This is a genomic window from Porphyromonas vaginalis (assembly GCF_958301595.1).
GTDB classification, from domain to species: domain Bacteria; phylum Bacteroidota; class Bacteroidia; order Bacteroidales; family Porphyromonadaceae; genus Porphyromonas; species Porphyromonas vaginalis.
Map to the genome: position 1 here is coordinate 2,369,354 of NZ_CATQJU010000001.1, position 14,099 is coordinate 2,383,452.

The 14,099-nt window shown below is 52.7% G+C and carries 14 protein-coding genes and 1 other RNA gene; 12 read left to right on the forward strand and 3 right to left on the reverse strand.

The window, feature by feature from the left end; genetic code table 11:
- Nucleotides 1–4: 4 nt before the first annotated feature.
- Nucleotides 5–637 carry an LPD23 domain-containing protein gene (locus Q2J34_RS09200; protein WP_300970060.1) on the forward strand — a complete coding sequence of 211 codons (633 nt, stop codon included), beginning with the start codon at nt 5–7 and terminating at the stop codon, nt 635–637.
- Between the two features lie 72 nt (nt 638–709).
- Here the strand turns inward: Q2J34_RS09200 and Q2J34_RS09205 are convergent, their stop codons facing one another.
- The 3 genes from Q2J34_RS09205 to Q2J34_RS09215 are packed head-to-tail and all read right to left on the reverse strand — an operon-like array spanning nt 710 to nt 2,196.
- Entirely contained in the window at nt 710–1,765 is a 1,056-nt protein-coding gene (locus Q2J34_RS09205; protein WP_300970061.1) for a transposase, read from the reverse strand.
- 37 nt (nt 1,766–1,802) lie between these two features.
- Nucleotides 1,803–1,967, reverse strand: a complete 165-nt coding sequence (locus tag Q2J34_RS09210; RefSeq protein WP_298889732.1) for a hypothetical protein — start codon at nt 1,965–1,967, stop codon at nt 1,803–1,805.
- Nucleotides 1,968–1,986: 19 nt separating this feature from the next.
- Nucleotides 1,987–2,196 carry a hypothetical protein gene (locus Q2J34_RS09215; RefSeq protein ID WP_300970062.1) on the reverse strand — a complete coding sequence of 70 codons (210 nt, stop codon included), beginning with the start codon at nt 2,194–2,196 and terminating at the stop codon, nt 1,987–1,989.
- Between the two features lie 224 nt (nt 2,197–2,420).
- Here Q2J34_RS09215 and pyrB point away from each other — a divergent pair, with 224 nt between their 5' ends.
- From pyrB to gltA, 11 genes are all read left to right on the forward strand, one after another.
- Nucleotides 2,421–3,335, forward strand: coding sequence for an aspartate carbamoyltransferase (gene pyrB, locus Q2J34_RS09220; protein ID WP_298889741.1), 915 nt, complete (start codon nt 2,421–2,423; stop codon nt 3,333–3,335).
- A 13-nt stretch (nt 3,336–3,348) separates the two neighbouring features.
- Nucleotides 3,349–3,834, forward strand: a complete 486-nt coding sequence (pyrI, locus tag Q2J34_RS09225) for an aspartate carbamoyltransferase regulatory subunit (RefSeq protein WP_293964089.1) — start codon at nt 3,349–3,351, stop codon at nt 3,832–3,834.
- Nucleotides 3,835–3,869: 35 nt separating this feature from the next.
- Complete coding sequence (locus Q2J34_RS09230) at nt 3,870–4,490, forward strand: LemA family protein (protein ID WP_298889730.1); 621 nt, start codon at nt 3,870–3,872, stop codon at nt 4,488–4,490.
- A 112-nt stretch (nt 4,491–4,602) separates the two neighbouring features.
- Nucleotides 4,603–5,892 carry a TPM domain-containing protein gene (locus Q2J34_RS09235; protein WP_298889728.1) on the forward strand — a complete coding sequence of 430 codons (1,290 nt, stop codon included), beginning with the start codon at nt 4,603–4,605 and terminating at the stop codon, nt 5,890–5,892.
- Between the two features lie 30 nt (nt 5,893–5,922).
- Nucleotides 5,923–6,945, forward strand: coding sequence for a calcium/sodium antiporter (locus Q2J34_RS09240; RefSeq protein ID WP_298889726.1), 1,023 nt, complete (start codon nt 5,923–5,925; stop codon nt 6,943–6,945).
- A gap of 196 nt (nt 6,946–7,141) precedes the next feature.
- Nucleotides 7,142–7,538: RNase P RNA component class A (gene rnpB / locus Q2J34_RS09245), an RNA gene on the forward strand.
- A gap of 92 nt (nt 7,539–7,630) precedes the next feature.
- Entirely contained in the window at nt 7,631–9,085 is a 1,455-nt protein-coding gene (locus tag Q2J34_RS09250) for a YihY/virulence factor BrkB family protein (protein ID WP_298889724.1), read from the forward strand.
- A gap of 11 nt (nt 9,086–9,096) precedes the next feature.
- A complete protein-coding gene (locus Q2J34_RS09255; protein ID WP_298889722.1) occupies nt 9,097–10,014 on the forward strand; it encodes a patatin-like phospholipase family protein in 918 nt (305 codons plus the stop codon).
- Nucleotides 10,015–10,017: 3 nt separating this feature from the next.
- Nucleotides 10,018–11,715 (forward strand): alpha-amylase family protein, encoded by a 1,698-nt coding sequence (locus Q2J34_RS09260; protein WP_298889719.1) that lies wholly within the window; start codon nt 10,018–10,020, stop codon nt 11,713–11,715.
- A gap of 91 nt (nt 11,716–11,806) precedes the next feature.
- A complete protein-coding gene (locus tag Q2J34_RS09265; RefSeq protein WP_298889717.1) occupies nt 11,807–12,592 on the forward strand; it encodes a sulfide/dihydroorotate dehydrogenase-like FAD/NAD-binding protein in 786 nt (261 codons plus the stop codon).
- Between the two features lie 31 nt (nt 12,593–12,623).
- A complete protein-coding gene (gene gltA, locus Q2J34_RS09270; RefSeq protein ID WP_298889715.1) occupies nt 12,624–14,099 on the forward strand; it encodes an NADPH-dependent glutamate synthase in 1,476 nt (491 codons plus the stop codon).

Here is a 14,099-nt window from a genome sequence, read left to right on the forward strand (position 1 = left end):
ACAAATGTATCTTGGCGAAAAAGGTATCGCAAATACAGAAAACGCAGAAGTCCTAAAGGCGGCACTTCACACGGCTAAACAGGAAATGCGTATGGGGACAACCATGTCTTGCATTAAAATGCGGACAGGTTGGGAACTTGGCGTGGAGGGTTTGTGGAAGTTTGAATACCCTGACCCATTCCACCCCAATGCCGTCATCGAAGATCACGTAAAAAGACATTACGGCGAACCAATAAACATAGCTCTATGTATGGCTGATACCTCCTTGCTTTCGGCATATCCCGCCTTTAATCGGCTAAGATTGTTCTCTTCTTACACTTCGAGAGGAGGCACGTTGGGCTACTTTGACCCCATCAATTATGGTATGGTGGTGACAATCGGAACCCCCAATGCACCCTTCGACCAACAGATTGAAGGCGTGTTGCTTCACGAAGTACAACATTTAATACAGGAGGCAGAAGGTTTTGCCAAAGGTGGTAACACATCTCAAGGATATTCCCGCTATCTTCGTCTTGCAGGCGAAGTGGAAGCCCGCAATGTGGTGATACGCCACAGCCTCTCGATAGAGAATCGCCGTGCCAAACTCCGTTCAGATACCCAAGACGTGCCCGACGAAATACAAATAATCGTGAGATAAAGAAAGATATGCTTTAATATGGCGGCTAAATCCTATTTTGAGGTGCTGGGGGAGAAAGCCATACGCAAAAAACTAACTGAAGTGAACGGAGATGCGGTAGAGGAAGAAGTCACCATTTCGGGTTCCATAGTTGATGGCGATAAAGCGTTGGAGATTCTGGTTGAGTGCTTCTGCTGAAGCGTTGGGCTTATAGCCTAGGAAGTAGTTGCAGATCTCTCCTATGTGCTTGACCATAAAGTGAGCGATGTTCTTGGCCTCTTCACATGGGCTACTGAGGTGATTGGTGATGATCTCTAGTAGTGCCTTTTTCTTGCGCTCCAATAGGTGTCGGGAGGGCGTTATGAAGCTGCCATCTCGCATGGGACGTTGGTACCACTTCCGTAGCGCTACGGAGAATTTGTACGCTTCTTTGATGTCGGGGAAAAGCCTAAAGAGTAGCCGAGCGCGTAGCTTTTGACTGGCTGTGTGCTCGTTGTGAAGCTTGTGTAGTAACCCTTTGCTACGCGGGAGAAGCTGTAGCTGGGTATCTCCATTGGACAACTCCTTTTTGAGATCTTTGAACTCTCGCTGGATCTTGGGATCGGGCTGCAGTTTAGGCTGTTTGCGACCCACCTCCTCCAGTTCTCGTTGCTTGCGAAGAAGCTCTTGCCGGTAGCGTATTCTTACGCTCTGAACTTGATCAATGATATTTTTGACGACGTGGAATTTATCCGCAACTTGGTAGGCATTGGGGAAGAGTTCGCGAGCCACCCAGTCGTAGTTTGGAGCCATATCACGGGTTACGCAAGAGACTGCGAAAAGTGCTTCTTGGGAGATGTTTGATCTCAAAATGTGGACGATCTGGGAGGCTCGGAGCGTGTTGACCATTAGGACGATTTTGTTCGTCTCTGGGTTCGACACGATGGTGTAGCAATCCCCGTTGATGTTCTTTTCGTCTATGCAGATGGTGGAGCCCATATTCTTCTCATTGAGAATGGGGATCTTCAGATCAGAACTTACAGTGCTTTTAGCAGAAGACTTGCCTGGAGATCGTGAGGCTCCAGTCTTCTGCAAATGGCGTTGGTGTGCTGGCCCTTTGTATCCGCTCAGGATATCTTTGTACCAGCGAAAAAGTTTCTTCGAGCTCATGCCCAGACAGTAGGCGACTTGCCCGATACTGGTGGGCTTAGACCCAATCAATCTCTTTTAAAAAATCGCCGAAAGCCTTGGTCGCTTTCATGCCTTTTTCAGTGTATGAGTAGCTGTTGGTGTAGCTCTTTTGCTCTTGTCGTTGCTCCTGTTTTATCTTCCAACGACGACGCTTGAGGTAGAGGAAGACCTCTTTGCCCATTGCCGGAAAAGTCTGCAACTCAATGTAGTTCGTATAGCCGTCTAGGACTATGTTTGAGAGATCTCCGTTGACCTCTTTTTTTCAACTCTGCGGGGATGTGGTCAGCGTCTTCTTTCTCTACCATATAGATGCGGTAAATGCCGTCTTCTTCGACCAGCTTTTCGAAGTCAAAGTCTCGGAGAATTTCTTGTGGAGCGAATAGCTCAATCCAATCTAGTTCTTTAGTCATATCTAAGGTGGTAAGGGGGAGGGCGAAAAGCTCTCCTCATTCATTTGGGGGTGCAAGTTAATCAATTCACTTCAGTTAGTTTTTTGCGTATGGCTTTCTCCCCCAGCACCTCAAAATAGGAATTAGCCGATTGTTTTTTCGCCACACAACCTGAGCAGGCTCCTCTGTAGTCTCTTCCTTTTTTGTACCTTTACGGATGAATTGAATATAGCCTGTGCCTTATGATGAAGCATATCGTATCTATCGAGCAGTGTGATGAGCAAGATATACTACGTATCCTGGATCGCGCTGCACTCTTTGAGGCCAATCCTAATCGCCATCTAATGGATGGAATGGTGGGTGCCACCTTGTTTTTCGAACCATCGACGCGTACCCGACTGAGCTTCGAGACGGCGGTCAATAGGTTGGGCGGACGAGTCATCGGCTTCTCCGACCCTAAGTCCAGCAGCTCGACAAAGGGCGAGTCGCTCAAAGACACCCTCCTGATCGTCTCTAACTATGCCGACGTGATCATCATGCGGCACTACCTAGAGGGTGCTGCGCTCTATGCTACAGAGGTCTCGCCCGTGCCGATCGTCAACGCTGGTGATGGTGCCAATCAGCATCCCTCGCAGACGCTCCTCGATCTCTACACGATCCGCTCTACACAAGGCACGCTCGAGGATCTACACATCGTGATGGTGGGCGACCTGCGCTTCGGACGTACGATCCACTCGCTCATAGAGGGGATGCGCTTCTTCTCACCTCGCTTTACCTTTGTCGCACCGCCTGAGCTACGACTCCCCGAGGAGTACCGGCAGTATTGCGATGAGCATCATCTACGCTATGAGGAGACTTCGCTCTTTACCCCTGAGGTGATCGCCGATGCCGACATACTCTATATGACTCGGGTGCAGCGAGAGCGCTTTACCGATATGGAGGAGTATGAGCGTGTCAAGGATGTCTACATACTTAATAAGGAGATGCTACAAGGCACTAAGGACAATCTGCGCATCCTCCATCCCCTACCCCGTGTCAATGAGATAGCGATCGATGTGGATAGCAGTCCTAAGGCGGAGTACTTTCGCCAGGCACAGAACGGGCTCTACATACGTCAGTCGATACTCTGCGAGGTACTCGGTATAGAAGTTGATAAGTAACACACTACACACTATGAATGCTAAGTCTCAGAAAGCTCTAATCAAGCAGCAAGAGGGGATGATGGTCACAGCCATCTGCAATGGCACCGTGATAGATCATATTCCCCCCAGAAAGCTCTTTAAGATAGCCCACCTCCTACAGCTCGAAGGTATGGAGGAGCCTATCACGATAGGCAACAACTTAGATAGTCGCTACCTAGGCAAGAAGGGGATCATCAAGATCTCCGGACGGATGCTCTCCGATGAGGAGGCAAGCCGTATAGCTCTCCTCGCCCCCGATGTGCATGTCAATATAATTAAGGACTACGAGGTGGTGGAGAAGCGGACGCTACACCTGCCCGAAGAGATTATTGGCTTCGTCAAGTGCCCCAATGCTAAGTGCATTACGAACAATGAGCCCGTGCGTACGCACTTTCACCTCATTGACGCTGAGCACGAGGTACTACGCTGTCACTACTGCGGACGCAAAGTATCGGAGGAGCGTATCGAGCTACTCTAATCAAAGAACTCACTAACAAACAAAGACTTAATACTATGACAAATCAATCTACAGCCACTAAGTCACGTCGTGGTCTGACGACGACAATTATCATCGTGGCGGTCGTACTGCTCCTTGTCTTCTGGGGCGTGGGTCAGTACAACTCGCTCGTAGTGCTAGACGAGCAGGTCAACACCTCGTGGAGCCAAGTGGAGAACCAATACCAGCGCCGTGCCGACCTCATCCCCAATCTTGTCGAGACGGTCAAGGGCTACGCCTCTCATGAGCGTGAAACCCTCGAGGGTGTGATCAACGCCCGCGCTAAGGCTTCACAGCCCATCGTCCCATCTGGCGAGGGGATGACTCAAGAGCAACTCAATCAGTTCCAGCAAGCTCAGGGAGACCTAACCAGTGCGCTTAGCAAACTGATGGTTGTCGTGGAGCGTTACCCCGAGCTCAAGGCAGACGAAAACTTCCGTCAGCTACAGGCTCAGCTAGAGGGTACGGAAAACCGTATCACGACGGCCCGCATGGACTTTAACAATCAGGCACAGCTGTACAATACGAAGATACGTCGCTTCCCAACGAATGTTTGCGCCGGTATCTTTGGCTTCCGCCAGCGTCCTTACTTTCAGGCAGAGGCTGGTGCAGAGCAAGCTCCTCAAGTAAAGTTTTAGTTGTTAGAGGTAGAGGGATAGGATTTCACTAGAGCCTCTAGTGGCACTAGTGAGCCTAGCCCTCATTTCTCTCTAACTTCTAACCTCTAATCTCTAACCTCTAGACTCCCCCATGAAGCGCACCTTACTCTTACTCGGACTACTGCTATCCTTTTGGGCACTACCTGCTCAGAAGGCTGTCTCGTGGGAGGATATCCCAAACGTACAGCTACAGGACAGCACGCAGTTTGTCTCCGACATAGCGCACATCATCGAGCCCGAGGCGCGACAACGAATCAACGAAGCGATCCTAAGCATGCGCCAGACGCATGGCGTGGAGGGAGTCGTCATCACCCTCCCCTCCATCGGTCAGAGTGGCTCTATCGAGGATCTCGCACGAGAGATACTTCGTGGCTGGGGCGTGGGCTCTAAGATAGACAATAGTGGCTTTGTCATGCTCATCTCGCTAGATAGTCGTCAGATACGCATCGAGACGGGCTACGGACTAGAGGGCGTGCTACCAGATGCCCTCTGTAGTCAGATCATTGCTCATCGTATGGCTCCACACTTCAAGCGTGGAGACTACAGTACAGGTATCCTCTCTGGCGTGCAGGCGATACAAGAGACGATCACGGCAAACTACGAGGGAGCGACGCGCACCGATGGTGCTGAGGAGGAGCTAGAGGCACGGAGTGTGTTCAACGGATTGATGATTCTCTTGGTGCTGATCCTCTGTGTCGTCATGATAGCCTCTTATAAAGACGAGCAGACAGCTCCGGAGCAGCGCATCAAGCGACTCAATAGGCAGATCGTAAGCTTCCTATTCATAGCTTTGATCTTAATGATCGGTGGAAGCTTCCTCTTGATAGCGGGAGCCATTGTCGTACTCCTCGCTCTCTACGCGATCTTGCGCCATCGGCTCTCTCGAGAGGCACTCATCTGTCACACATGTCATCAGAGCAAGCTACAGACTCTCTCAGACACGGCTAAGCTGTCGCTACTCACACCTGCACAGCAGCTGGAGGAGCGACTCGGCAGTGTGCACTACCTCGTCAAGCAGTGTGATAATTGTGGTGCCGTAGAGCGTTATGGCGAGGTAGATGGCAACTCACGCTACAAGCGTTGTCCGCACTGCGGGACCTATGCGCTGCAACACACTGGTACGCGCCGACTGCGCTCTACTGATCGGCATATCGCCTACATCCATCGTCAGGAGTATCACTGTCTCTACTGCGATCAAGACCATCACACAGACGAAACGGTCTACAAAGAGAGCAACTCTGCTCTAGACGGAGCTATACTCGGCGGTATCATCGGTAGCTCCCTCGGACGAGGCGGTGGTGGTTTCGGCGGCGGCGGTTTCGGTGGCGGAGGCTTCGGTGGCGGTTCAGGCGGTGGTGGCGGTGCCACTGGAGGCTGGTAAACGTGTACTACACCTTATATCTTAGGCATTATGTCCATACTACTCTACTTCTTACTGCTCATCTTAGGCTTGGTCATGATCACGGCTGGGGCCAACTTCCTCACCAATGGGTCTGTGACGATTGCTGAGCGACTAGGTGTGTCTCAACTAGTGATCGGTCTCACGATCGTAGGCTTTGGCACCTCAGCCCCGGAGTTAGTCGTGAGCATCACCTCGGCTCTGGCCAACAAGCCAGACATAGCCATCGCCAACGTGGTAGGAAGTAACATCGCCAATATCCTCCTCATCCTAGGCGTCAGTGCTATGATCTACCCGATTCGTGTGACGCATGACGCTATGAAGCGAGACATACCGATCGCCATGCTGGTCACAGCCATCTGTCTCGTCATGGCGAGCGATAATCTCCTCACGGGAGGCTTCTCGGGCAACATCATCGATCGTGGCGACGGCATCGTGCTCCTCTGCTTCCTCATCTTTTACCTTTATCTAGCCTTCATGTCTGCGCCCAAGGAAAAGGCACCCAAGCCTGACCTCTCGTCACTAGAAGATGATCTAGATAAGTCTAAGGCAAAGCATGCAACCAGGACACTGCTAATCTCTATCGCTAAGGTCATCGGCGGACTCGCTCTACTGATCTTCGGTGGACGTCTATTCGTAGACAATGCCTCTAGTATAGCACGCTCGTGGGGTGTGAGCGAAGCAATCATCGGACTCACCATCGTCGCTATCGGCACCTCACTGCCAGAGCTGGCCACATCGATCGTAGCAGCTGTCAAACGTCAACCCGACTTAGCCATCGGCAACGTTGTGGGAAGCTGTATCTTCAACATTCTCTTCATCCTCGGTGCCTCTGCCTCGATCACACCTCTAGTACCAGCCGGCATACAGCTCTTGGATTATCTAATGATGCTAGTGGCTGTCTTCCTCCTCTTTATCTTTAGCAACGTACTCGGACGAGCTATGATCAGCCGCAAGGAGGGCATTGCCCTGCTCGCCGTCTACATAGCCTATATGACCTACCTGATCCTCCAGTCGCTAGGCACCGGCATCTAGCCACTCAGCCGCTCCCCCTTCAGCACTCGTTTTACAGAGTCATCTGGTTTAGCAAACTGCGGGATGCACTTTTACGGGCCTTTGAGTCTCTGGGGAAGGTCGAGCGATCAGTGCTAATCGCTTCATTTTGTATCTTTGCACCTGTGGAGGTCATTGCTCTAGAGTGAGAGCCTCCCAGTGACGTATCATGGATATGGCAGTAGATCGGCTTGTCGCTGTCGCTAGTGGATGAGAGCCTCGGCTCCGCATCTCGTGCGAGAGAGGAAAGTCCGGGCAACGCAGAGTACCATACTCCCTAACAGAGAGCTATCCGCGAGGGTAGGTGACGTGTAGAAGAGAATGACCGCCCAGAGGTGCCTACGGCACGCTGGGTAAGGGTGAGAAGGTGAGGTAAGAGCTCACCAGCAGTGTGGGTGACCCACTGGCTGTACACACTATGGGTTGCAAGATCAAGTATACCGACGCTATGAGGGCTACTCGTCCTAGTCGGAGGGTAGATTGCTAGAGGCACTCGGCAACGAGTGTCGTAGATAAATGACAAGCACCACTCCTCGTGAGTGGCACAAAACCCGGCTTATAGATCTACTGCCCTCTCCGTGATTCGCTTCGCCAGCGCCGGGCGAGGTGATGCCCAGCAAAGCACACCTCCCTGTCGTACCATATATAATATAATATCGCTAACTTCATGCCACAACATACCAACTCTATACAACATAAGCGTCCCAGCTCTCAGCAGGCTACAACCGTAGAGCACGCCGCTCGCAAGCCCTCCACCTGGGTGCGCAAGCTCAAGGTGGGAGCCTACAAGGTGATTCGCTTCCTCACGAGCGACATGTGGCACATACAGCCACAGGAGGTGCGAGGCTTCAGACGGCTCTATATCAATACGCTCAAGGCTCTCTATATGGCCATCAAGGGCTATGTGGATCAACGGTTGAGTCGCCATGCCTCGGCACTGACCTACCGGACGTTTCTTTCTATCGTGCCGATGCTCGCGCTTATTGTAGCTTTTGCCAAGGGCTTTGGTTTTCAAGACACGATCTACGACTTTCTGATGACCTATATGCCAGGGCATCAGAACGAGCTAGACACGATGATGGGCTTTGTGGAGAACTATCTAGGGCAGGTACAGGGAGGGCTCTTCTTAGGTGTCGGCTTGGTGCTGTTTCTCTACACGATCTTCCTCCTTTTGGACACGATCGAGCAGACCTTCAACGTCATCTGGGGGGTGCCGCGAGGACGCTCCATAGGACGTAAGCTGACGGACTACATCACGATGGTCGTGCTACTGCCTATCTTGATGACGCTCTCGTCAGGAATGACCGTGATGATGGCGACGATAAAGAACACGTGGTTCAACGACTACATACTCTTCACGCCTCTGTGGGAGTTTATGCTCAAGCTCTTCCCGTACATCATCCTCATCTTTATGTTTGTGGGTATATTTATGGCACTGCCTAACACCCGGGTCAAGTTCCTCCCAGCACTCATCGCTGGTGCCATAGCTGGTAGTGCCTTCCAAATCCTGCAGGCACTCTACGTTAGCGGTATCCTATGGATCTCTAAGTACAATGCTATCTATGGTGGATTTGCCGCTATACCGCTCTTGCTCTTATGGCTGCAGGTGGTTTGGTCCATCACGCTCTTTAGTGCTAAGCTATGCTTCTCCATACAGAATGTGGTGAACTTTACCTACGCCAAGGACGCAACCAATGTCTCTCCTCGCTACTCCGACTTCCTGATAGTTCTGGTGATGGCTCACATCGTGCAGCGCTTCCTCGATCACACGGAGCCTGAGCCACATGATATACCTTCACTCTCAGAGGCCTGTCACCTGCCGATCAATCAGACCAGTGAGATCATCGCTAAGCTACTCGAGGAGGATCTGATCATCGAGGTAGTCTATAGCTCTCGTGACAAGGAGCTGCACTACAACCTAGCCGTCGACCCCGACTTGCTGACCGTGGGGTACCTCTTAGATCGCTTGGATCGCTCAGGACATCGTAACCACATGCTCACGCAGCAGCAGTTTGCCGAGGAGTGGGAGCTAGTGGTCGCTTCACGCCGTGCCTTTACGGAGCCACCACTGACGACGCTACTCGCAGACCTGCCTCTGGGCAGAAAACAATCAACCACCTAAATGAACCTGATATGGCACTCAACACTTCCGATCTAAAAGCTCAGGGAGAGCGTCTCATAGAGCGTAGCTCTGCCCTCATTTCCACTTCGCTCGATAAGCTGGTAGAGCGTGTCCGCACATGGACTTACGGCAAGCGACCTACCTTCGGTCTAGCTCTCTGTGGCGGAGCTGCTCGTGGGCTAGCCTACATAGGTGTCTTTCGTTTTCTAGAGGAGCATCACGTACGGCCTGACATCATCGCCGGGACTAGCGTCGGCTCGCTCATGGGGGCACTCTATGCAGACGGCTACAGTAGTGAGGAGATCTATGACCTGTCGTCAAATTTTGTCTTCATGAATATGACCTCGCTGACTACTCCGAGGCTCTCACTGCTCAAGACCAATAAGTATCGACAATTTCTCAAAGAGACCCTACGCCATGAGCGCATTGAAGATCTACCGATCCCCATGCACATCATCGCGACCAACTTGAATAAAGCCGAGGCGCGTGACTTTACAGAGGGTGACCTAGCCTCTACCGTGGTGGCCTCCTGCTCGATACCGATCCTCTTCGAGCCGGTTGTCATCGATGGCGAGCAGTATGTCGATGGTGGGGTCTTTATGAATCTCCCCGCACGTCCCATCCGTGAGTCGTGCGACTTCCTCCTCGGGATCAACCTAAGCCCGGTGGTAGACAATACGCCTACGAAAAACATGCTCCGTCTCTCGGACCGTCTCATACGCATTATGATGCGTGCTAATGTGACTATCGACCTAGAGCTCTGCGACGTTGTACTTCAGTCACCCCTACTCTCGCACTTTGGTGCCTACGATGTATCTCCCGTAGATATCATCTCAGACATTGGCTACCAGCTCATCAGCAAGGCATACGAAGAGGAGGAGCAGTTTAGAGAGATCATCGACCTACTCTCACAGCAGGGCAAAGCATAGGCTATGCGCACCATAATCTACTCCACACTAGTACGTCTATGGGGTAATAAGAAAGCGCACGCTCAGCTGACGCCTCATGGCACTCTAGAGCAAAACGGCACAGGCACGCTCGAAGACTTTGACGATGCAGCACTTGACTACCTCGCTTCGCTAGGAGTCTCTCACCTGTGGCCGATAGGGATCATACGCCACGCCACCCAGACACCTTTGCATAGCTGGACAGACTGTCCTGACCAACACCCCGACATTGTCAAGGGGCAGGCAGGCTCGCCCTACGCCATCACCGACTACTACGACGTACACCCGACCATCGTGCGAGAGCCGATGAGGCGACGAGAGACGTTTCGCTCTTTTGTAGAGCGCTGCCATCGTCATGGATTAAAAGTGATCATAGACTTTGTCCCTAACCATGTATCACGACAGTATGACGGCACTCACACGCCCCAGGGGGCTACTCCGCTGGGAGCTAAAGATGATAGGAGCAAAGCATTTGATCCGAACAACAACTTCTACTACCTACCTAGCACTTCGCTTCAGCTACCCAATCGCTCCTCTAGCTATCACGAGGAGCCGGCGCGTGTCACGGGTAATGACTGCTGGTCTGCCACTCCCTCAGCCAACGACTGGTACGAGACGGTCAAGCTGAACTATGGCGTGGACTACCGCCCCGATGGCTCTCGGATCTCACACTTTGACCCGATGCCTGCCACGTGGCTGCAGATGCGAGACATACTCTGCTACTGGGCTGCCGAGGGGGTAGACGGCTTTCGCTGTGATATGGTCGAGATGGTGCCAGTGGAGTTTTGGCACTGGGTCATACCGCAGGTACAGGAGCAGTATCCCGTCACCTTTGTCGCAGAGATCTACCAGATAGACAACTACCACAAGTACTTAGAGGAGGGAGCCTTCGATCTACTCTACGACAAGAGCGGACTCTACGACACGCTCTACCAAGTGATCACTCAGGAGCGCTCGGTCTCTGCTATCGAAGAGCGACTCATCTACAATAACAAGGAGTACGCTCCCGACGAGCTGCTCTACTTCCTAGAGAACCACGATGAGGTGCGTCTTGCCTCGCCTTACTTTGCCGACACGGCTCAGCGAGGACTCACCGCTATGACGCTGCTTGCGCTCGCTACCCCTAGCCCCCTACTCCTCTACGCGGGTCAGGAGTATGGAGAGAGAGGCGTCGATGCCGAGGGGTATAGTGGTCCTGACGGACGAACCTCGATCTTTGACTACTGGAGCATCCCCGCTCTGGGTCATCGTGACCCTGCCGACCCGATCTATCAGAGCTATCATCGCCTCATGCAGTGGGCGCAGAATCCAGTCATCCTGAGAGGAGCTTTTCACTCGATACAGGAGCAGGCTCGTCAGTGGGGAGGGTTCAATGCTGAGCGCACCTACGGTTACCTACGACTACTAGATCCCGCAGAGCAAGAGGCTGGCGAAACAATCGGCATCGCCGTCCTAAGCAATTTCACGGCAGACCCACAGCGTTACCCACTCTTCCTCCCAGTCTTGGAGGAGCGCGTAGAGACGCAGCAGCTGATGCGTGTGACGACACAGACCTATCTAGAAGCTTCCCAGGAGCAACTCTACGCCTTCCAGCCATGGGTTCCGCTGATCGTCAAGCTCCCCCCTTACAGTGTACAGGTCATCGAGCTACGAAACACAAATTCTGGTAGAATTAGTGGTTAGGTGGTGAAAAAGTCGTACCTTTGGCAATACCTATCTCTAGGTACCCTATCGAGACCATTCTTGATTAGCATATATCATATCACACAACGCTATGAATCGTATAGTCAGTAAGACTTTTCTCTCCGAAAAAGTAGCCAAGCTGGTTGTCGAGGCACCCTTGATTGCCAAGTCACGCCGTGCTGGACACTTTGTCATCGTACGTGTCACCGACCATAGTGAGCGCGTACCCTACACTATTGCCGATGCTGATGTAGATGCCGGCACGATCACGCTGATCGTTCAGGCAGTCGGCGAGTCCTCTCAGCGACTGGTCGCTCTGAACGCTGGAGACATGATCCACGACATCGTGGGCCCACTAGGACAAGCCACACATATTGAGAACTTTGGCACCGTAGTCTGTGCTGGTGGTGGTGTCGGTATGGCACCGCTCTATCCTATCGCCCGGGCACTCAAGGCTGCTGGCAATAAGGTGATCGTCGTCGCTGCGGCACGTACTAAGGAACTCATCATACTGGAGAAGGAGTTCAGAGAGTTTGCTGACGAGGTCATCATCATGACCGACGATGGCTCCTACGGCACCAAGGGGCTCGTGACCGATGGTGTCGAGTCTGTCATCAAGCGTGAGAAGGTAGACCTCTGCGTGACCATTGGTCCCGCCATCATGATGAAGTTTGTAGCTCTGCTTACTAAGAAGTACAACATCCCTACCACCTCCTCACTCAATACGATCATGGTCGACGGCACGGGCATGTGCGGTGCTTGTCGTATCACCGTCGGAGGCAAGACGCGCTTTGTATGCGTCGATGGACCTGAGTTTGACGCTCACCAGGTAGACTTTGACGAGCTACTGATGCGTCTGAATACCTATAAGAAGTAAACGTATCACTCTGAGTTAACCACATATTACAATGTCAGAACAAAAGGATCTGATCACTGCTCGTCGCAACGAACCTTGGCGCGAGGAGCTTCGCAAGGCACATACTGGTAAGGAGCGCATGGCTATACCACGAGTCAAGATGACTGAGGTAGATCCACACGAGCGTGCTCACAGTCTAACGAAAGAGGTCAACTGTGGTCTCACCGAGGCTGAGGCGCGTCAGGAGGCTATCCGCTGTCTCGACTGTGCCAACCCCTCTTGTATGGAGGGTTGCCCCGTATCAATCAACATACCCTCTTTTATCAAAAACGTAGAGCGTGGAGACTTTGCAGCAGCTGCGCACATCATCCGTGAGAGTAGCTCGCTGCCCGCTGTGTGCGGTCGTGTATGCCCTCAGGAGAAGCAGTGTGAGAAGCACTGTATCTACACGGAGAAGATGAAGCGCAACGCCGTCGCCATCGGTTATCTAGAGCGCTTTGTAGCAGATTATGAGCGTGAGAATGGGCTGTACGAGCTACCCGAGATGGCTCCCGCCAATGGCAAGAAAATCGCCGTCATCGGTAGTGGTCCTGCCGGACTCTCCTTCGCTGGCGATATGGCACGCTGGGGGTACGATGTGACCGTCTTCGAGGCTCTGCACGAGGTCGGTGGCGTGCTGAAGTATGGTATCCCCGAGTTCCGCCTCCCGCTACGCGTCGTCAATGCCGAACTCAAGATCTTAGAGCAGATGGGCGTACACTTTGAGACCAATGTCGTCGTAGGTCGTACGCTCTCTTACGAGCAGCTACAGGAGATGGGCTTCGTAGGCATCTTCGTGGGTAGTGGTGCTGGCTTGCCCAACTTTATGAATATCCCTGGCGAAAACCTCGCCGGCGTCATGAGCTCTAACGAATACCTCACCCGTGTCAACCTGATGGGCGCTGGTACCGAGGGTGCTGAGACACCTATCTATAAGGGAGACGTGGTCGCTGTCATCGGGGGTGGTAACACTGCTATGGACTCAGTCCGTACGGCACTCCGCCTTGGTGCTAAGCGTGCTATGATCGTCTATCGTCGTAGCGAGGAGGAGATGCCCGCACGTCATGAGGAGATCCTGCATGCTAAGGCTGAGGGCGTCGAGTTCCTCACCCTACATAACCCTATCGAGTACGAGGGCAACGAAAAGGGCAAAGTGTGCCGTATGAAGCTGCAGCGCATGGAGCTAGGCGACCCCACACCCGATGGTCGTCGCAAGCCGGTCCCCATACCTGGAGCTATCGATGAGGTAGATGTAGATGTCGTCGTTGTGAGCATCGGTGTCTCGCCGAACCCACTCATACCACGCTCCTTCCAGGGTCTGGAAGTTTCGCCCAAGGGGACTGTCATCGTCAACGAGCAGAACCAGAGCTCTATCAAAGAGGTCTACGCTGGTGGCGATATCGTCCGTGGAGGTGCCACAGTCATCCTCGCTATGGGTGACGGACGCAAGGCTGCTGCCAATATGCACGCAGCTCTAAGCCAGCAGTAA